17 protein-coding genes are annotated in these 20,347 nt (G+C 62.0%); 11 read left to right on the top strand and 6 right to left on the bottom strand.

The genetic code is table 11. The features are described from left to right. From F568_RS21935 to F568_RS0101065, 3 genes are all read right to left on the bottom strand, one after another. A partial coding sequence (locus tag F568_RS21935; protein WP_019016851.1) for a TRAP transporter large permease subunit occupies positions 1–752 on the bottom strand: 752 nt, incomplete at its 3' end. Further along, positions 752–1,378, bottom strand: coding sequence for a TRAP transporter small permease subunit (locus tag F568_RS0101070; RefSeq protein WP_019016850.1), 627 nt, complete (start codon positions 1,376–1,378; stop codon positions 752–754). The genes F568_RS0101070 and F568_RS21935, both read right to left, overlap by 1 nt. A gap of 149 nt (positions 1,379–1,527) precedes the next feature. Continuing rightward, a complete protein-coding gene (locus tag F568_RS0101065) occupies positions 1,528–2,547 on the bottom strand; it encodes a TRAP transporter substrate-binding protein (protein WP_019016849.1) in 1,020 nt (339 codons plus the stop codon). 451 nt (positions 2,548–2,998) lie between these two features. Between F568_RS0101065 and F568_RS0101060 the strand changes: the two genes are divergently transcribed. Further along, the gene (locus tag F568_RS0101060; protein WP_019016848.1) at positions 2,999–4,765 is read left to right on the top strand and encodes an IlvD/Edd family dehydratase; all 1,767 of its coding nucleotides are present in this window, start codon (positions 2,999–3,001) and stop codon (positions 4,763–4,765) included. Between the two features lie 118 nt (positions 4,766–4,883). Here the strand turns inward: F568_RS0101060 and F568_RS0101055 are convergent, their stop codons facing one another. Beyond that, a complete protein-coding gene (locus F568_RS0101055) occupies positions 4,884–6,116 on the bottom strand; it encodes an ROK family protein (protein WP_019016847.1) in 1,233 nt (410 codons plus the stop codon). A 316-nt stretch (positions 6,117–6,432) separates the two neighbouring features. On the opposite strand from F568_RS0101055, the gene F568_RS0101050 reads away from it, so the two are divergent. The 9 genes from F568_RS0101050 to F568_RS0101010 all read left to right on the top strand — a co-directional run bounded on the left by F568_RS0101050 (position 6,433) and on the right by F568_RS0101010 (position 17,463). Further along, complete coding sequence (locus F568_RS0101050) at positions 6,433–7,203, top strand: SDR family NAD(P)-dependent oxidoreductase (protein ID WP_019016846.1); 771 nt, start codon at positions 6,433–6,435, stop codon at positions 7,201–7,203. Between the two features lie 29 nt (positions 7,204–7,232). Continuing rightward, entirely contained in the window at positions 7,233–8,084 is an 852-nt protein-coding gene (locus F568_RS0101045) for an SMP-30/gluconolactonase/LRE family protein (RefSeq protein WP_156817308.1), read from the top strand. 43 nt (positions 8,085–8,127) lie between these two features. Further along, the gene (locus tag F568_RS0101040; protein ID WP_019016844.1) at positions 8,128–9,393 is read left to right on the top strand and encodes an ABC transporter substrate-binding protein; all 1,266 of its coding nucleotides are present in this window, start codon (positions 8,128–8,130) and stop codon (positions 9,391–9,393) included. A gap of 58 nt (positions 9,394–9,451) precedes the next feature. After that, a complete protein-coding gene (locus F568_RS0101035) occupies positions 9,452–10,375 on the top strand; it encodes a carbohydrate ABC transporter permease (protein ID WP_019016843.1) in 924 nt (307 codons plus the stop codon). Continuing rightward, complete coding sequence (locus F568_RS0101030; protein ID WP_019016842.1) at positions 10,372–11,202, top strand: carbohydrate ABC transporter permease; 831 nt, start codon at positions 10,372–10,374, stop codon at positions 11,200–11,202. Before F568_RS0101035 ends, F568_RS0101030 begins: the two co-directional genes overlap by 4 nt. Positions 11,203–11,205: 3 nt before the next feature. Then, the gene (locus F568_RS0101025; protein ID WP_019016841.1) at positions 11,206–12,846 is read left to right on the top strand and encodes a glycoside hydrolase family 43 protein; all 1,641 of its coding nucleotides are present in this window, start codon (positions 11,206–11,208) and stop codon (positions 12,844–12,846) included. A 4-nt stretch (positions 12,847–12,850) separates the two neighbouring features. Beyond that, on the top strand, positions 12,851–13,873 hold the full coding sequence (locus tag F568_RS0101020; RefSeq protein WP_019016840.1) for an ABC transporter ATP-binding protein: 1,023 nt from the start codon (positions 12,851–12,853) through the stop codon (positions 13,871–13,873). A 229-nt stretch (positions 13,874–14,102) separates the two neighbouring features. Further along, on the top strand, positions 14,103–15,506 hold the full coding sequence (locus tag F568_RS0101015; protein WP_019016839.1) for a sugar porter family MFS transporter: 1,404 nt from the start codon (positions 14,103–14,105) through the stop codon (positions 15,504–15,506). A gap of 154 nt (positions 15,507–15,660) precedes the next feature. Next, positions 15,661–17,463: an IlvD/Edd family dehydratase gene (locus F568_RS0101010; RefSeq protein WP_019016838.1), complete on the top strand. Its 1,803-nt coding sequence runs from the start codon at positions 15,661–15,663 to the stop codon at positions 17,461–17,463. An 80-nt stretch (positions 17,464–17,543) separates the two neighbouring features. Here the strand turns inward: F568_RS0101010 and F568_RS0101005 are convergent, their stop codons facing one another. Next, positions 17,544–18,341 carry a FadR/GntR family transcriptional regulator gene (locus F568_RS0101005; RefSeq protein WP_156817307.1) on the bottom strand — a complete coding sequence of 266 codons (798 nt, stop codon included), beginning with the start codon at positions 18,339–18,341 and terminating at the stop codon, positions 17,544–17,546. A gap of 101 nt (positions 18,342–18,442) precedes the next feature. Next, positions 18,443–19,642 carry an acetylornithine deacetylase gene (gene argE / locus F568_RS0101000; RefSeq protein ID WP_371827856.1) on the bottom strand — a complete coding sequence of 400 codons (1,200 nt, stop codon included), beginning with the start codon at positions 19,640–19,642 and terminating at the stop codon, positions 18,443–18,445. A gap of 90 nt (positions 19,643–19,732) precedes the next feature. On the opposite strand from argE, the gene wrbA reads away from it, so the two are divergent. Beyond that, positions 19,733–20,338: an NAD(P)H:quinone oxidoreductase gene (gene wrbA, locus F568_RS0100995; RefSeq protein WP_019016835.1), complete on the top strand. Its 606-nt coding sequence runs from the start codon at positions 19,733–19,735 to the stop codon at positions 20,336–20,338. The last annotated feature ends 9 nt before the right edge of the window (positions 20,339–20,347 follow it).

The following is a 20,347-nucleotide window of genomic DNA, read 5'->3' as shown; positions in this document are numbered from 1 at the left end:
GCCTCGGTGACCGAGGCCACGCCGCCGTAGATCGAGCCCAGCACCAGCACCGCGATCAGCGCCGGCACGATGATCGCCTTGAGCGCCTGGCCCTTGGTGGCAAACGTCTCGGCCCGCGCCTCATCGGTCAGCGGCGGCCCCATGGCAGGGTTCTTCAGGCAGCGCACCAGCACGTAGCCGATGTAGGAGAGCATCAGGATCACCGCCGGGGTGATCGCGGCGGTAAACAGGTCGGCGATCGACACGCTGGCGATCAGGCCGTAGATGATCAGTACGATCGAGGGCGGCATCATGGTGCCCAGCGAGCCGCCGGCACACACCACGCCGATCGACAGGTGCTTGTCGTAGCCCAGGCGCAGCATCTGGGGCAGCGCCAGAATGCCCAGCAGCACGATCTCGCCGCCGATGATGCCCGACAGTGCGGCGAGGAAGAACGCCACCACCACGGTCTGCACCGCGACCCCGCCGGGCAGGCGGCCGGCGAACACGCGCATGGCGTTGAACAGGTCCTTGGCGATGCCCGAGCGGTCGAGCAGCGAGGCCATCAACACGAACATCGGCACCGCCACCAGCGAATACTCGGTGACGAAGCCATATACGCGGCTGGTGACCAGCGGCAGGGCGTTGGTGCCGAACCAGCCGAAGGTAAAGGCCAGCGCCACCAGGCCGGTGATGAAGGCCAGCGGCAGGCCGGTGATCAGCAGGGCGAAGATCGCCCCGACCATCAGGATCGTTCCGTCGGCGATATCCATTACACGGCTCCCTCGTTATCGCTCGGGGGGATGGCGGGCTTGCCGCGCAGCGACTGGATCAGGTGGATGAACGACTGAATGCACATGAGGATCAGCGCGATCATGATGATGCCCTTGACCAGGGCGGGAAACGGCGGGTTCCAGGAGGTCCCGGAGCGCTCCAGCGACCACTCGCCCAGGGGATTGTGCGAGGCGTCCCAGAACATCACGTAGGCGGCGTAGCTCATCGCCAGGCAGAAGCCGAAGGTGACCAGGTCGTTGAAGCGGTCGAGCCACAGCTTGAGGCGCGGGCCGGCGCTGTCGTAGAGCACGCGCACGCGGATATGGCGGTTGCTGGCCAGGGCCGCCGGGCCGCCGAGGGCGAAGCTGACGGCGACCAGCATGACCACGCTCTCGTGGACCCACGAGGTGGGCGAGCCGAAGCCGTAGCGCATGATGACCTCGAAGACACTGATCGCCATGGCGGCGAAGACCAGCCAGGCGGCACCGCGGGCGCACCACACCACGCCACGGTCGAAGGTGCTGCGCACGGGATCGGGGACCGTGGTGGTCTCGCCGGACGTCGGGCCGGCAAGCTCGTCCTCATGTTTCAAAGTGCGATTGTCCTTGTCTATCGAAGGGGACATGTTTCCTCCATGCAGCACCTGCAGGTGCTGCCATGGTCAGAATAGGGCGGAAAGATGGCGGGGCCGGACGTGCCGGCCCCTGGATATATCATGGGTCTATCCAAAAACATCCGACCTTCGCCTGGCGACGCTTTGGGCATGTCCATTGCTTAGAGCTGGCCGCGAGCCTTCAGGAATGCAGTCGCGGAGTCGTAGATTTTCTGGGTCATCTCGTTCCTGCCTGCCCATTCCTTCCATTCCTGCTCGGCGGCCTGACGGAACTTCTTGCGCTCTTCGGCCGGCAGATCGTACGGATGGACATTCGGATCTTCCTGGAGCTTCTGGAGGACCTCGATGTCCTGCGCACTCAGGCGTGCGATCAAGTCATAGGCCATCCGGTCGAAGGCGACCTCCAGCGTCGTTTGCAGGTCTGCCGGCAACTCGTCCCAGATCCCCTTGTTGATCGATACGGCGATCATCGGCATGGAGTGGAAGCCGGGATACAGGGGGTAGGGAGCGAACTGGTGTAGCCCCTGAGCGTCGTTGTTGGAGAGCACGGTGGAGTCCGCTGCGTCGATCACGCCCTTCTCGAGACCGGTATAGACCTCGGAGCCCGGCAGGTTGACCGGTGTGGCACCGATGCGCTCGAAGATGTTGTAGACCATCCCCTGCGGAGCGCGGATCTTGAGCCCTTGGAAGTCGTCTATGGTCTTGATTTCCACCGTGGACGGTACCGACTCCAGCGGGAAGGTAGCCGCGGAGATCAGGTGGGTGCCATAGGGCTCGGCCAGTTCGTTGTAAAGCTCTTCGCCGCCGGCATTGTTCATGAATTCAAGAAAGTCGTACGGGTCCTGCCAGGCACCGACCAGGTTACCCAGCATGCCGAAGGCCGGATCCTGTCCCGAGAAGTAACTGGGGTCGGTCATGTGGCCTTGGAGGATGCCGGAGCTGACGGCCTGCAGGGTTTCGGTCGGCCCCACCACCGCATTGATCGGCATGACTTCGATAGAGACTCGGCCATCGGTCATGGTTTCGATCTTGTCGGCCCACTCCTGCTTGATCTTGAAACTGGGTTCACCGGAGGTTTCCGAAGCCTGGAACTTCCATTCGTACTCGGCAGCCTGTGCAGCGGAAAGTCCCAGTAACATCAGCGAACTTGTAGCGATTACGATGGGTTTGAGCTTGAACATGTGTTGTCTCCGAACAGCGTTTGTTGTTGTGGCTTGGTGGTCATCGAGTGATGGCGACGTCACGCTCGGGCCGTAACCATCCAGTGTGGCCTGTGGTTGAACCGACGTGATTGGTTTTAGAATGTTGAACATAGCGAGTATATGTTCAACATAGACTTTCGTATGGGGTGGGTGTTTCTCTGCGGTTATGCGGCATCACCACGCCACAAGGTGAGCCATGTCGCGGTAGCAAAGAACACCTGCCTGAACAGGGGCTTAGCCACGCTTCGAGACAGTGCGCCACACCTTGTATCAAGGACGAGTGGCAAGAGAATTTATTTTTGATATACAAATGGATATCAAAGATAGGTTATATGGGCATTTCGTGGTTATCGATATTGCCGGTATGGTGCGTACATAACGTCAATGACGCGTGGTGATCAGGTCGCCAGCCACCGTGGAGGAGATAGTCATGTCCAATGAGAAACGCCCGCTTCGCTCCCAAGCAAAACCGCTTCGCAGTGCCGCCTGGTTCGGCAGCGCCGACAAGAACGGCTTCATGTACCGCAGCTGGATGAAGAACCAGGGCATCCCCGATCACGAGTTCCAGGGCAAGCCGATCATCGGCATCTGCAACACCTGGTCGGAGCTCACGCCGTGCAACGCCCACTTCCGCAAGATCGCCGAGCACGTCAAGAAGGGCGTGCTGGAAGCCGGCGGCTACCCGCTGGAGTTCCCGGTGTTCTCCAACGGCGAGTCCAACCTGCGCCCCACCGCCATGTTCACCCGCAACCTGGCGAGCATGGACGTCGAGGAGGCAATCCGCGGCAACCCGCTGGACGCGGTGGTGCTGCTGGTCGGCTGCGACAAGACCACTCCGGCGCTGCTGATGGGCGCGGCGAGCTGCGACATTCCCACCATCGTGGTCACCGGCGGGCCGATGCTCAATGGCAAGCACGAGGGCAAGGACATCGGCTCGGGCACCGTGGTCTGGCAACTCTCCGAGCAGGTCAAGGCCGGCAAGATCTCGATCCACGAGTTCATGGCTGCCGAGGCTGGCATGTCGCGCTCGGCCGGGACCTGCAACACCATGGGCACCGCCTCGACCATGGCCTGCATGGCCGAATCGCTGGGCACGTCCTTGCCGCACAACGCGGCGATCCCGGCGGTGGACTCGCGCCGCTACGTGCTCGCCCACCTGTCCGGCAGCCGCATCGTCGAGATGGTCCATGAGGACCTCACGCTCTCGAAGGTCCTCACCAAGGGCGCCTTCGAGAATGCCATCCGCACCAACGCCGCGATCGGCGGCTCGACCAACGCGGTGATTCACCTGAAAGCCATCGCCGGGCGTATCGGCGTGGATCTCGACCTCGACGACTGGACGCGCATCGGCCGCGGCACGCCGACCCTCGTCGACCTGCAGCCCTCCGGGCGCTTCCTGATGGAAGAGTTCTATTACGCTGGCGGGTTGCCCGCGGTACTGCGCCGCCTGGGTGAAGCCGACCGCCTGCCGCACAAGGACGCACTGACCGTCAACGGCAAGACGCTGTGGGACAACGTCAAGGATGCCCCGCAGTACAACGACGAGGTGATCCGGCCGCTGGACAACCCGCTGCGCGAGGACGGGGGCATGTGCGTGCTGCGCGGCAACCTCGCCCCACGCGGCGCGGTGCTCAAGCCCTCGGCGGCGACCCCCGAGCTGATGACCCATCGCGGCCAGGCGGTAGTGTTCGAGGACTTCGACGACTACAAGGCGCGCATCAACGACCCCGACCTCGAGGTCACGGCCGACAGCGTGCTGGTGATGAAGAACTGCGGGCCGCGCGGCTATCACGGCATGGCCGAGGTCGGCAACATGGGCCTGCCGGCCAAGATCCTCGAGCAGGGCATTACCGACATGGTGCGCATCTCGGATGCACGCATGAGCGGTACCGCCTACGGCACCGTGGTGCTGCATGTCGCCCCGGAAGCTGCCGCCGGTGGTCCGCTGGCCGCGGTGCGCAACGGCGACTGGATCGAGCTCGACGCCTATGCCGGCAAGCTGCACCTGGACATCAGCGACGCGGAGCTCGAAGCGCGCCTGGCCGAGTCCGATCCCACCGAAGCGTCCCGGACCATTGCCGCCAGCGGCGGCTACCGCCAGCTCTATATCGAGCGGGTGCTGCAGGCCGACGAGGGCTGCGACTTCGACTTCCTGGTGGGCTGTCGCGGCGCCGAGGTGCCCCGGCACTCGCATTGAAGCGTTAGTGGATTAGCTAGAGGCAGGATAAAGCGCTGTCGGCTCAGGCCGGCGGCGCTTTTGTTTGCTGTGAGGACGGATCCAGTCGCGGACTATTCCAGTCGCCCTGCGCGGCGATTCAAGCCAAGGGCAGGGCCTTTGAACGATCAAGTTGTACCAGCCGATGATCGGCCGCCTTCAGGGCCAACTGGATAGCGCCCATGCAGGTCATGTCGTGGTCCCAACCGTAAGTGGCTAGGCGCGTCTGGCCGATCAGTTCCTCGACCAATGCGTCATTCAGTGCCTGATCAAGGCTGGGCGCGAGCTGATGGTAGGCGCGCACGCCCGAGCCGGTGATCAGTACCTGATCGGGGTTGAACAGCGCCAACACGTTGGCGATGCCGGTTCCCAGCACATGGCCCGCCTTGGCGAATATCTGCTTGGCGACCGGGTTGCCGTTCTCGGCGAGCCGGACCAGCGCCTGCATCTGTTCCTCCGAGGGGTGGGCGCTATCGCCAGCGGGCAGCGGTAATAGTGTGTGGGCGTCTCGATAGAGCGCGTAGTCACTGACGTAAGCCTCGATACAGCCGCGCTTGCCACAGGCGCAGAGTGCGCCGTTGGCCTCGTATTTGGTATGCCCGAACTCCGCCGAGGAACCGTGGGCGCCGAGATAGGGCTTGCCATCGATCAGCATCGCCATGCCCACACCATAACCGAGCATGATTACTGCCAGGTTGGGAATGGCCATGTAGTCAGGGTGGCTGGTGATCGCTGCAGAGATGCAGTTGGCGTCGTTTTCCAGCTGAACCGGGCAGGCGAAACGGGCCCGGAGCGGCGAAACGATATCGACATTACGCAGGGCGAAGGCTGGCGACCAGACGATGCTGCCGCGTACCGGCGACACGATTCCCTGCACGGCCAGGCAAATACTGGCGACCGGGCCGCAGGTAGCCGCCAGGCGTTGGCTCAGGCCGTCGATGTGCCGAACCAGCAATTCGATCAACGCCTCGGCCGTCAGAGCCAGCGTGTCGACCGCCTGGGTGTCGCTGTGATGCAGCTCACCGCAGAAATTGCCTACCGTGAAGCGCACTTCGTTGATCGACAGCTTGATGGTGATTACGCAGGCTGCATCAGGATCGAGAGCTATCAGCGTTTTGGGACGGCCGCGATGGCCGAGTTGCTGAGCGGAAGGTGGGCGTTCGACGATGATGCCTCGTTCGAGCAGATCGCCGCTGATCGAGGTCACCGTAGCCGAGCTCAACTGGTTGGCAGCAGCCAGGTCGACACGGGCCATGGCGCCATGGGCGCGCAGCGAACGGATCAGGGCCAGGGTGTTGTCGGTGCGTATCGAGTCGGTGACCGGGGTGATCATGAATAAACCTCTAATTAATTTATTGCACTAATTATATAGCGCTATTGAGTCGAAGGATAATGCCGGTCGAATAAGCTTTCAGCCAGTTAGAAAGGCTCCTTTAAGCCGTTTCATTGCTCATCCTGCACATTTTATGCTCGGTTATTCGCCTTTTGTTGCAACGACTAAAGTGTCATGTGGGGGTATTTAATTCATATGCTAAATTAAATCTCACTCGAAGGTAGCCACATCGTGCGCTTGGTTGCTGATAGGGAGTCAAGCGCGGCTAGCCATGCAACCCCAAGAGCAATCAAGCAGCATGAAAAAAGGAGCCGATATGACCCACCCATCAGCGCGATACCCGAGCCTCGAACAGCGTGTGGTATTCATTACCGGTGGCGGCAGCGGTATCGGCGCCGCCCTGACACGCGCCTTTCATCGCCAGGGTGCCCGGGTGGTCTTCGTCGATATCGCCAAGGAGGCGAGCAAGGCGCTGGTCGAGGAGCTCGAGCTGGAAACTGGCCGGGCCCCGTGTTTCGAGTTCTGCGATATCCGCGATGTCGAGGCCCTGCAGTCCACCATCGTTCGGGTCGGCGAGACGCTCGGCCCCATTCGCGTGCTGATCAACAATGCTGCCAACGATGACCGCCACGATTGGCGCGATGTCGATGTCGCCTACTGGGACGAGCGGATGTCGCTCAACCTGCGTCCGATGTTCTTCACCATCCAGGCCGTGGCCGAGCAGATGCGCGAGGCGGGCGGCGGCTCGATCATCAACTTCGGCTCGATCAGCGTGCGCTTGGCGCTCGGTGACATGGCTGCCTATGTCAGCGCCAAGGCCGCGGTGCACGGGCTGACGCGCAGTCTGGCCCGCGACCTGGGCCCGCATGGCATTCGCGTCAACACCCTGGTGCCCGGCAGCGTCATGACCGAGCGCCAGCTCGAGAAGTGGATCGGTCCCGAGGACGAGGCCAATATTCAGGCTCATCAATGCTTGAAGGTGCGTCTGGAAGCCGAGCATATCGCTCCCGCTGCGTTGTTTCTCGCCGCCGACGATAGCGCCCAGATCAGCGCCCAAGAGATCCCGGTCGATGGAGGCTGGGGGTGAGCGCGCCCGCCGTCGCCGTCGCGCTCGACATGAGTCTGGGCGAGAGCCCCGTGTGGGACGCGGCGAGCGAGTCCCTGCACTGGGTGGATATCAATCGTGGGCTGGTTTACAGCTGGCGACCCGACAGTGACGACACACCGCATAGCGTCGTACTGGGCGAACCCCTGGGTTGTTTGGCGTTGGGTGACGCGGGGCTGGTCGTCGCCGCGCGCTCGGGGATTTACCGGCTGAACCCTGGCAGTGGCGAAAAAACGTTAATCGTCGCCAACCCCGAATGGCTCGATGAATCCGGCAACCGCTTTAACGATGGCCGCTGCGATCCGGCGGGACGATTCTGGGTGGGCACGATTGACGCCACCGAAGCGACGCTGAGTGCCAGCCTGTATCGCCTGGACGGCGAATGCCTCACATCGGTGAAAGGCGCGCTGGCCATTTCTAACGGCCTGGCGTTCAGTCCGGATGGCCGCTTCGTCTATCACAGCGACTCGCCAACCCGCCAAGTATGGCGTTACGCCTTCGACGCCGAACGCGGCACGCTCGAGGCGGGTGAGCCATGGATCGATCTGGCGCGTCATGGCCTGCCCGGGGTGCCGGACGGCGCCGCGGTCGACAGCCAGGGCGACTACTGGTGCGCACTCTACGGAGGCGGGCGGATCGCCAGGTTCAATCGCCACGGCGCTTTTCTGGAAAGCCATGCATTGCCTTGCCCGCATCCCACTATGGTGGCTTTCGGAGGGACCGACCGCAAGACGCTTTACATCACTACGGCCACGCAGCACCTGAGTGACGACGAAAAACACCATCAATGGCCGTCGGCGGGCAGCTTGTTCGCCATGCCCGCGCCCAACCCGGGGTTGGTCGAACCGCGCGTCACGCGCTGAGCGACCGCCCATGCCACGCTCCAACAACAAGACGGGAGTAGCCATGTTAAGCCATCCCAGAAAGACCCTGATGATCGTCTCCGTCGCTACACTGCTCGGCTCCGTACAATCGGCGATGGCGGATACCACCATCCGCGTGATGCGTGTGGAAATCAGCCAAGTCGAGAAGGACTACTACGCCGAGATCGCTCGCGAATTCGAGAACAGCCATCCCGGGGTGACCATCGAACTCGACTACCTTTCCAACGAGGCCTACAAGTCGAAGCTGCCCACCTTGCTGCAGTCCGACCAACGCCCGGACATCTTCTACAGCTGGGGTGGCGAAGCCTTGAAGGAGAAGGTCGAGGCCGGCTTCGTCAAGGACCTGACCGCGGCCATGCAGGACGGCTGGCAGGCGCGTTTCCCGGACTCGGCGATCGATGCCTTTACCATCAATGGCAAGATCTACGGCGCTCCGCTGTACGTGACCGAGGTGGGCTTGTGGACCAATACCGCGCTGACCGAAAAGGCCGGCGTGGATATCGACGCCATCGACACCTGGCAGGACTTCCTCAATGCCGTCGCCACGCTCAAGGAGGCCGGCGTCACGCCGATCGTGGTGGGGGCCAAGGATGGCTGGCCGATGCATTTCTACTGGGGCAGCCTGGCCACACGGCTGGCCGGCCAGCAGGGCTTCAAGGCCGCCAAGGCCGGTGAGGGCGAAGGTTTCGCCGCGCCACCTTTCGTCCAGGTCGGCGAGAAGCTCAAGCAACTGGTCGAGCTCGAGCCGTTCCAGCCCGGCTTCATGACCACCACCTACGAACGGGCCAGCGGCATGTTCGGCGATGGCGAGGCGGCTTTCCATTTGATGGGGGATTGGGACTATCTGCCCTCGAAACAGCGCTCGATGAGCGGGGAAGGGGTGCCGGATGAGGATCTGCGCTTCATCTCCTTTCCCACCGTGGAAGGCGGGCAGGGCAACGAGGCGACCTTCGGCGGGCTGAACGGCTGGGCGATCACGCGCGACGCCCCCGATGAGACAGTGGCTTTCCTCAAGAGCCTGCTGAGTCTCGACAACCAGCGCGAGGCGGCCAGGCGCGGCATCTTCGTGCCGATAGTCAAGGGCGCGGAGAAGGCATTGACGACCCCCTACGGCCGCAAGGTGGCCGAGGACATCGACCAGGCCTCCTATCATCAGATCTTCCTCGATCATGACCTTGGCGTTTCGGTCGGCGCGACGGTGAACGACATCAGCACCGATATCGCTCAGGGCGTGACCAGTCCGGAGGAAGCGGCCGAACGCGTCGAGGAAGCCTGGCAGTTCCGTTAAGCGTGCCTTTCGCCGGGGCCGGCAACGGCCCCTGTCGAGCCTCATATCGGGTGTTTGCATGATTACATCGTCGTATTCCTTTTCCAACTGGCGACAACGGCTGCGGCGCGGCCGCGCCAGCGGTCGGCTGAGTGCAGTACTGCTGTTGCTGCCGCCGGCGCTGATCCTGTTTTCGCTATTCGTCATCCTGCCCTTGGCGGACGCCGCCTATTACAGCTTGTTCGACTGGAACGGCTACGCTAAGCCCAGCGACTTCGTGGGGGCGGAGAACTATCAGCGCTTGCTGGGGCACTCGACCTTTCACACGGCACTATGGAACACCGTCCAACTGGTCATCGTCTCGCTGGTCGTGCAATTGCCGCTGGCGCTGGGCCTGGCACTGTTGATCTATCGCAAGACGCCGACCAATGCGCTGTTTCGGCTGGTATTCTTCCTGCCCTATATCCTAGCCGAGGTGGCCGCCGGGCTGATCTGGAGTTTCGTCTTCGACGGCGAATACGGGGTGACGGCCCAACTGTTTCATGCCTTGGACATGGAGTCGGTGTACATCCTCGCCGATCGCCAATGGGCGTTCGCCGCAATCATGACGGTCATCGTATGGAAGTATTTCGGCTTCCACATGATGATCTATATCGCCGCCCTGCAAGGGGTGCCGAAGGATCTCGTCGAGGCCGCGCGGCTCGAGGGCGCCGGCCCCTGGCAGATTGCCCGCCATGTGCAGATACCGATGATCAAGCACGCTATCGTCGTCAGCGTATTCTTCGCTCTGATCGGTTCGCTGCAGATCTTCGACATCATCATTCCGCTGACCAACGGGGGGCCATCGAACAGCACCCATACCATCGTCACCTACCTCTATACCTTCGGCCTGACCCGGTTGAAGATCGGCTTCGGCAGTGCCGCTGCCATCTTCCTGTTCGTCATTGCCATGTTGGTCGCCTTCTTCTACCAGCGCCACGCGATGGCCAAGGAGGGTGCATGAGCCGCTTGTTCCTGCTGCGCAACAGCTTGCGCGTGATCGTACTGCTGGTCGTCGCCGGTTTCGTCATCGGTCCGCTGCTGGCGGCGTTCTTCGGCGGTTTCAAGAGCAATGCGCAGTTGCGCACCAATCCGCTGGGGCTGCCGGCGAGCTGGGACGTCAGCCACTACGCAGGCATTCTCGATGATCCCAGCTTCTGGCAGTACCTGGGCAACTCGCTGCTGATCTCATCGGCGACGGTGATCCTGACGCTGATCGTCGGGGCGGCGGCGGCCTACGTGTTCTCTCACATCCGTTTCTTCGGCGCGCGCATGCTGCATTCCTACCTGCTGCTGGGACTGATGTTCCCGTTCGCTGCGGCGATCCTGCCGCTGTTCATCAAGGTGCGCGACTTGGGTTTGCTGGACACCTACTGGGCGGTGATCCTGCCGCAGACGGCTTTCGGGCTGTCGCTGGCGATCCTGCTGTTCAAGGCGTTCTTCGACCAGTTGCCACGCGAGCTGTTCGAAGCGGCCTACGTCGATGGCTGCACCTACCTGCGCTTTTTCTGGGCCTTCACGCTGCCGCTGTCGACGCCGATTCTCGCCACGGTCGGGGTGTTCGTCTTCGTACAGAGCTGGAACAACTTCCTGTTGCCACTGGTGGTGTTCAATACCGAGTCCATCTACACCTGGCCGCTGGGCATGATGCAGTTCCGCGGTGAATACCTGACCCAGTGGAACCTGATCCTGGCGTTCGTTTCGCTGACCATCCTGCCCGCCATTGTGTTCTTCTTGGCGGCGCAGAAATACATCGTCGCCGGGCTGACCGGCGGCTCCGTGAAGGGGTGAGGCATGGCCGTCACGTTCACCAATCCCATTCTCCCCGGGTTCAATCCCGATCCCTCAATCTGCCGGGTGGGCGAGGACTACTACCTAGCCACATCGACCTTCGAATGGTACCCCGGGGTACAGATCCATCATTCGACGGATCTGGTCAACTGGCAGCTGGTGCGCAGGCCGCTCGATCGGCCCGCACAGCTCGACATGCGCGGCAATCCCGATTCCTGCGGCATCTGGGCGCCCTGCCTGAGCCATGCGCAGGGCCGCTTCTGGCTGATCTATACCGACATGAAGCGCTACGAGGGTCACTTCAAGGACGGACTCAACTATCTGGTCAGCGCGCCGAGCATCGAGGGGCCCTGGAGCGACCCGGTGTTTCTCAACGCCAGCGGTTTCGACCCGTCGCTATTCCATGACGACGATGGCCGCCACTGGCTGCTCAACTTGAAATGGGACTATCGCCAGGCGGCCGGCCCGGATCGCTTCGGCGGCATCGTGCTGCAGGAGTACGATGCAAAGGCGCAGACGCTGACCGGCCCGATCCACACGATCTTCGCCGGCACTGACATGAAATTGACCGAAGGCCCGCACCTGTATCGGCGCGACGGCTGGTATCACCTGTTGGTCGCCGAGGGCGGCACGGGCTACGGCCATGCGGTGACCATGGCCCGGTCAAGATCGATCACCGGCCCCTACGAGGTGCACCCGGACAACCCGGTGCTGACCTCGCGGGGCGATTCGAGCCTGAGGCTACAGCGCGCGGGGCACGCCGACCTGGTCGACACGCCGTCGGGTGCGACCTATCTGGTACATCTCTGCGGTCGCCCGTTGCCGGGCACCCAGCGTTCGCCGCTGGGCCGCGAAACGGCGCTGCAGCGGGCTCGCTGGGACGACGATGGCTGGCTGCGCCTGGCGGCCGGCGGCAATGCCCCGGCGGTCGAGCTGGTGGCGCCGGACGGCGCGGCGCCCCGGCCACCCGAGCGGGAAGAGCGCCACGTTTTCGAGACCGCGACGTTGCCGATGGTCTTTCAATGGTTGCGCACGCCCTATCCCGAGCGGCTGTTCTCGCTCACCGAGCGGCGCGGATACCTGCGTCTCTACGGCCGCCAGTCGCCGGGCTCGTGGTTCGAGCAGGCGCTGGTCGCGCGCCGCCGCGATGCCTTCGCCTGCGAGGCGGAGACGACGCTCGAGTTCGCCCCCGAAGATTACCAGCAGTGCGCCGGCCTGATCGCCTACTACAACCGCTTCAAGTTCCACTACCTAGCGGTCACGCGCGACGATGCCGGCCAGCGCGTCCTGACGATCCTAAGCTGCGTCGATAACTGGCCGAGCGGCGATCTCGACTTTCCCCTGGCCTCACCGGTGGTGCTCGACGAGACCACGCCCGTGCGCCTAGGCCTGACGATGGACGGTGCCAGCCTCCGGTTTCGCTATGCCGAGGGTGCCGGTGAGTGGCAGCCGATCGGTCCGACGCTGGATGCCGGAATGCTTTCCGACGAGGGCGCGGGGCGTGCCCACGGCTACTTCACCGGCACCTTCCTGGGCATGGCGGCGCACGATATCAGTGGTCGCGGCCTGCCGGCGGACTTCAGCGCGTTTCGCTACATCCGGTCCGACGCGTACGCGGCCGGCAATGACTCACTGAGAGGATGATTCCATGGCCGACGTGACCCTGACGGGCATCCGCAAACGCTTCAAGGGCGGTGCGGATGTGATTCCCGATATGCACCTGGCGATCGATGACGGCAGCTTCACCGTACTGGTGGGGCCCTCGGGATGTGGCAAGTCCACGCTGCTGCGCATCATCGCCGGGCTCGAGACCGCCAGCGAAGGTTCGGTGTCGATCGATGGGCGCGACGTGACCCAGGAGGAACCCTCCGAGCGCAACGTGGCGATGGTCTTCCAGTCATATGCGCTCTATCCCCACATGAGCGTGGCCCGCAACATCGACTTCGGCATGCGCCTGGCCAAGGTGCCCGCCGAGGAGCGCAAGGCCAAGGTCGCCGAGGCGGCTCGGTTACTCAATCTCGAGGATTATCTCGATCGCAAACCGGCAGCACTCTCCGGCGGGCAGCGCCAGCGCGTGGCGATCGGCCGGGCCATCGTACGCAACCCAGGAGTATTCCTGTTCGACGAGCCGCTCTCCAACCTGGATGCAGCGCTTCGCAATCGCATGCGTGTTGAGCTGGCCGAACTCCACCAGCGGCTCGGCGCGACGATGGTCTACGTGACCCACGATCAGGTCGAAGCAATGACCCTGGCCGATCGGATCGTGGTCATGAATGGTGGACGCATCGAACAGGCGGGGAGCCCGATGGAACTCTACACGCGCCCCTCGACGCGGTTCGTGGCCGGATTCATCGGCTCGCCGCGCATGAACCTGATCGAGGGCGAGACTGCGCAAGCGTATGGCGCGCACACGCTGGGAATAAGGCCCGAGCATATCGATGTCAGCCGCGAGCAGGGCGCTTGGCGCGGTCGCGTGCGAGTGATCGAGAAGCTTGGCGCCGACACCTTCGCCTATGTCGCTGGCGAGGTTTTGGGCGATCTCATCGTGCGCTTGCCGGGCGATGACCCGACGAAGCCCGGCGAGTCGCTGTGGCTGACGCCGCGGGCCGACGCGCTGCATTGCTTCGATAACGACGGGATGCGCATCGAGGCACCGCCGCCGAGAGCATGAATCGCATGACAGGCAAACATCTTGTTGGTGACTTGGAGTGGCTGTCTAACGGTAGCCCCTGGGATGCCGGCGTGCGCTTCAAAAATTGGCCAGAACGGGTTCATCCCAGGCGGAGTCACCGTGCAAGCGGCGATTATCCCAGTCCTGCAGATTACGACTGGGTCTGCTGAAGTAGCTGCTTTCTTTCAAACCAGACGGCAATAACAATACACAAATAAAGGAACAAGGCATGCCAGCAACAAGCAAAAGACAACCAGTCTATATCTTCATCATATGTTGTATCGCTGCGATCGGCGGTTTCTTGTTTGGCTTCGATAGCGGGGTCATCAATGGCACCGTTGATGGCTTGCAGTCGGCGTTCGATTCCGACAGCGTCGGTACGGGATTCAATGTTGCCTCGATGTTACTGGGGTGCGCAGTCGGGGCTTTCTTCGCCGGCCGCTTGGCGGATCTTTATGGCCGACGTACCATTCTGCTGGTCGCTGCCGCGTTCTTCCTGATCAGCGCCTGGGGCTCCGGTATTGCTGCTTCGTCGCTGGAGTTCGTCATCTATCGCATCCTCGGTGGGATCGCTGTAGGTGCGGCAAGTGTCATGACGCCTGCGTACATCAGCGAGATCGCGCCGTCACGCGTGCGGGGGCGTTTGGCAACGATTCAGCAAGTAGCCATCATCTCCGGACTGTTCGTGTCCTTCCTGAGTAATTATTTGCTGGCACAGATCGCTGGCTCGTCCGTTTCGGCTTTATGGCTTGATTTTGCCGCCTGGCGCTGGATGTTCTGGATCGAGATTCTGCCGGCGGCGTTCTTTCTATCAGCCTTGTTATTCATTCCTGAAAGCCCACGCTACCTGATCAGTGCAGGCAAGGAGGACAAGGCCAGAAAGGTGCTAGCACTGGCTTACGCCGAGAGCGAGCTGCAAGCAAAAGTCATGGAGATTAAGGAAACCCTTTCCAGCAGCCATAAGCCGCGGCTCTCCGATGTGATCAATCGTGCAACTGGCAAGGTCCATAGTATCGTTTGGGTCGGCATCGGTCTGGCGGTTTTTCAGCAACTGGTCGGCATCAACGTGGTGTTCTACTACGGTGCGGTGTTGTGGCAATCGGTTGGCTTTTCCGAGAATGATGCGCTTTTGATCAACGTAATCAGCGGGGCGGTAAGCATCGGAGCCTGTCTAATCGCCATTTCGCTGATCGACAGTATCGGCCGCAAGCCGCTGTTATGGGGTGGTTCGGTAGGTATGGCGGTCACTCTGGGCATACTGTCCTATGTCTTCTCCACGGCCAGCATAATCAATGGCTCGTTGTCGCTGACAGATGATATGGGTGTTATCGCGCTGCTGTCGGCCAACGCCTACGTGCTGTTCTTCAATGTCTCCTGGGGGCCAGTCATGTGGGTCATGCTGGGAGAGATGTTTCCCAATCAGATGCGTGGCTCAGGCTTGGCGATTTCAGGGCTCTTCCAGTGGCTGGCCAATTTCTCGATCACCATGACTTTCCCGATCCTGTTGGCGTCGGTTGGTCTGGCTGGAGCCTATGGCTTTTATGCCCTTTGCGCAGCGGTTTCGATCTTCTTCGTCGTCAAGTTCGTCAAGGAGACCAGGGGAAGGGAGCTGGAAGCCATGACCTATGAGTGATAGTTGATTCATTATGTTGGACATATAATCCATTTGTTCAACATACAGGGTTTGCGGGATAGGCTACTCTCCCGAAGAAGGTGGTTGGGCGTTTAGGCTGGCCACCGGTAGTGTTTCGATTGTTCACGGATTCATTAGTTAAAGGCGTCAGACCATGAGCGACCAAAAGATTACGCCCAGCCAGCTCCGCTCGCGCTGGTGGTTCGACAATCCCGAGCACCCCGGGACTACGGCAATCTGTATCGAGCGCTACATGAACTATGGGGTGACGCTGGAAGAATTGCGCAGCGGCAAGCCGATTATCGGCATCGCTCAGTCTGGTTCCGACCTTACACCGTGCAACCGTCATCACATCGAGCTGGTCAAGCGCGTCAAGGATGGTATTCGGGCGGCGGGTGGGGTGCCGTTCGAGTTCCCCATGCACCCGATCCATGAGAACGTGCGTCGCCCGACGGCAGCGCTGGATCGCAACCTGGCCTACCTGGGCCTGGTCGAGGTGCTGCATGGCTACCCACTGGATGGCGTGGTACTGACTACCGGTTGTGACAAGACCACACCCGCCTGTCTGATGGCGGCGGCCACCGTCAATATCCCCGCCATCGTGCTTTCCGGTGGTCCCATGCTCAATGGCTGGCGTGGCAGCAACGAGCGTGTCGGCTCGGGCACCATCATTTGGGAGCTGCGCAAGCGCCTGGCGGCAGGGGACATTGATTACGAAGAGTTCCTCTCCCGAGCCACCGATTCGGCACCGTCCGTCGGGCACTGCAATACCATGGGCACCGCCTCGACCATGAACTCCATGGCGGAATGCCTGGGCATGAGCTTGCCCGGCTCGGCGATCATCCCGGCGCCGTACAAGGAGCGCTCCATCGTCGCCTATGATACCGGCAAGCGCATCGTCGATATGGTCTGGGAAGATATACGCCCGCTGGATATCCTCACTCGCGAGGCCTTCGAGAACGCCATCGTCGCCTGTTCGGCGCTGGGGGGATCGAGCAATGCGCCTATCCATATCATTGCCATTGCCCGCCACGCCGGGATCGAGATCACCAATGACGACTGGCAACAACTGGGGCACCAGATTTCGTTGCTGAGCAATGTCATGCCCGCCGGTGTCTACTTGTGTGAGGAGTTCTATCGTGCCGGCGGGGTGCCGGCGGTGCTTAACGAGCTGTTGAAAGTCGGCAAGTTGCATGGCGAAGCGCGCACGGTCAACGGGCGGACACTGGCAGAGAATGTCGAAGGCCGGGAAACATTGGACGAAGACGTCATCCGTCGCTACGACAAGCCGCTGGTCGAGCATGCCGGATTCATCAACCTCAAGGGCAACTTGTTCGACTCCGCGCTGATGAAGACCAGCGTGATATCGGACGAATTCCGTCAGCGCTTCCTGAGCCGTCCCGACGATCCGGATGCCTTTGAAGGTCGCGTGGCGGTGTTCGACGGCTCCGAGGATTACCATGCGCGGATCGACGATCCCGATCTGGAAATCGATGAGAACACGGTCCTGGTGATGCGTGGCGCAGGGCCGGTGGGCCATCCCGGTGGGGCCGAGGTGGTCAACATGCAGCCGCCCGAGGCCTTGATCAAGCGCGGTATCGAGTCGTTGCCCTGCCTGGGCGATGGCCGTCAGTCGGGGACCTCGGGCTCGCCGTCGATTCTCAATGCCGCGCCTGAAGCAGCGGTCGGAGGGGGGCTAGCGCTTCTCGAAACGGGGGATCGTATTCGCATCGACCTGCGCAAGGGCGAGGCCAACCTGCTGGTATCCGATGAGGATCTGGCGCAGCGCCGCGAGCGTCTGGCATCGCGGGGTGGCTATATTTATCCGCCACACCAGACCCCGTGGCAGGAGATCCAGCGCGGCATGGTCGAACAGCACGACCGTGGCATGACACTCGAGCCGGCGACTAAATATCGGGATGTGGCGCGGCGCACACCCCCACGGGACAATCACTGAGCCCACGAGTCAGACTGGTCAGCAAAACGCGCCTCGGGATTGCCCGAGGCGCGTTTTTTCGTGTGGCAGAACCGCCGGGATCAGGTCGCGGCATCCCTGGCTGGCTTTGTCCCATCGAATTCGCGGCCTAAAGCGCTTTCCCCGGGCTCTATGCCTAGCGCCCGTGCTGTACCGCCGAGCACGTGCTGAGCGGCAAGAAAGGCTTCGCGGGGCTGACGGGCGCGGATACTTTCCATCAGGCAACGGTGACGCTCGAGACTTTCTGCGGGGTCATCGGATTCACTCACGTTCGACATCGATACTAACAGGTAGATAGAAGGGCGCAGGATATGCGATAGCTGCGCCCAGACGATGTTGTGCGTCGCCTTGAAGATGGCGACATGGAAGGCGACGTCAAAATCGCTATGCAGTCTGGCCTTGGCGTTGGGGTCGTCGGAAGTCTGCGGAGTACGCAGGTGCTGGCCCATGCCTTCGAAGGCTTCTTCGATGGCGACCAGATCCTTGGCGGTAGCGCGCTGGGCGGCGGTCATTGCGACATAGGGCTCCACGTCGAGTCGGAAGGCCAGGATCTCGCGCTGCAACTGCGGATTGGGCGAGGCATAACGGGTCATCCACTCGGTGACCAGCGGGTCGAGGATGTTCCACTCGGCATGCTCGCGCACCTTCGAACCGTGGCCCGAGATACGCTCGATGATGCCGACGTCCACCAGTTGGCGCAGGTCGCTGCGTACGGCGGAACGGTTGATAGCGAACTGCTCGCAGAGGGCGAGTTCCTTGGGTACGAAATCGCCCGGCTGGTAGTGCCCTGAGAAGATCGCTTCGGCGAGTGCCTCGGCGACACTGGGACGGGAGGCTGTCTTGCGTTTCTTTTCCTTCACGTAACTGATGTCCAACTAGGTTTGGCATCAAGCTGCCATATGTTGAACATTTCGGCAACGTGACTCTTGGTTAACTATCCCTATTGGGGCAAGAAGCTGTATCAATCCCGGCAGAGGTGTTTACCCAGGCGCTGCATGAATGCCATGCAGGCATCGAGCTGGGAAATCTCGATATATTCGTCCGGTTGATGGGCCTGGGCGATACTGCCGGGACCGCAGATGACCGTCGCCAGGCCGGCCCGTTGGAACTGACCGGCTTCGGTGGCATAGGCCACCGCTTCGCTGTCGCGTTCGCCGAGCAAGGCATGGCACAGGGCCAAGGCTTCGGCGTTGTCACGATCGGCCAGGCCCGGGACGGTCTCGGTCAAGGGCTCGGTTCGGATGGACACCCGAGGCGAGCGATGCTGGAGCTCGCTCTCCAGTGTATGCGAGAAGGTCTCGAAGCGGCGGAAGACCTCATCGAAACCATCCTGGGGAAGATGGCGAATCTCCCAATCGAAGCGGCATTCGCGAGCCATGATATTGATCGCCGTGCCACCCTGAATCTTGCCGACATGCAAGCTGGAATGGCCGACATTAAAGGCATCGTCGACCCGTCCCTCGTCACGCAGCTCGGCCATGATGTCCTCGATGCGCGTGACCAGGCGCGCCGCGATATGGATGGCCGATACCCCCTGGTTGACCTGACTGCTGTGGGCCTCGCAACCCGTCACGGTAGTGCGCAGGTTGGTGATGCCTTTCTGAGCGACTACTGGGGCCATCAGCGTGGGTTCGCCGACGATCACGGCGGCAGGGCGGGGATGCCCGGCCATCAGGCGCTCGATCATGCGCGGCGCGCCCAGGCAGCCGACTTCTTCATCGTAGGAGAATGCCAGGTAGATGGGCCGCTCGAGCGGTTGCTCTACCCACGCCGGCACCAGGGCCAGGGCGCAGGCAATGAAGCCCTTCATGTCGCAGCTGCCACGGCCGTAGAGCCGCCCATCGCCACGGTCAGTGAGAGAGAAGGGATCGCTGGTCCAGGGCTGTCCATCGACGGGCACCACGTCGGTGTGCCCCGAGAGCACGACGCCACCGGCGACGTCGGGGCCGATGCGCGCCAGCAGGTTGGCCTTGCTGCCGTCGTCGTTCTCGATGCGTTCGTAGTGCACGCCGAAATCGTCGAGATAGCCCTCGATGAAGCGGATCAGGTCGAGGTTGGAGTCGCGTGACACACTGGCGTGACCGATCAGTGTCTCGAGCAGCAACGGTGCGGAGCCCATGGTGATCATTCCTGGTTCGAAAGCGTCACGCCAGCCTAGCATGCCGTTCGCCGGCGCCGGGAGCGTTTTGACGCCAGCAGGCTTGTAGACCATGGTTGAGAGGGCTTCATCCATGCACACAGGAGAACAGCGATGAGCAGAGTGTTGATTGTCTATTACTCGAGCTACGGCCATATCGAGACCATGGCCAAGGCGGTCGCGGAAGGCGCACGCAGCGTGGCAGGAACCGAGGTGGATATTCGTCGGGTCGCTGAACTGGTCCCTGACGACGTGGCTCAGAACTCCGGTTACAAGATGGATCAGGACGCACCGCTGATCGACGATCCCAACGAACTGGTGAACTACGACGCCATCATCATCGGCACACCGACCCGCTACGGCAACATGACCTCGCAGATGCGCAACTTCTGGGACAAGACCGGTGGCATCTGGGCGCAGGGCAAGCTGATCGGTAAGGTGGGAAGCGCCTTTACCTCCACTGCCAGTCAGCATGGCGGCCAGGAAACCACGCTGACCTCGATTCATACCATGCTGTTCCACATGGGCATGGTGGTGGTCGGTGTTCCCTACTCATGCGCGGCACTGACCGAGCTCAACGAAGTGTCCGGCGGCACCCCATACGGGGCGACGACCATTGCCGGTGGGGACGGTAGCCGCCAGCCTAGCGAGAACGAGCTGACCATTGCTCGCTTCCAGGGTGAGCATGTGGCAACCATCACCCGTCGCATGCAAGAGTAAGCGCTTTCC

Origin of the sequence: Modicisalibacter luteus DSM 23508 (assembly GCF_000378505.1) — a bacterium.
In the GTDB taxonomy this organism is placed as follows: domain Bacteria; phylum Pseudomonadota; class Gammaproteobacteria; order Pseudomonadales; family Halomonadaceae; genus Modicisalibacter; species Modicisalibacter luteus.
The sequence above is the reverse complement of the archived record's forward strand: the minus strand, read 5'-3'. Positions and strand labels throughout refer to the sequence as shown.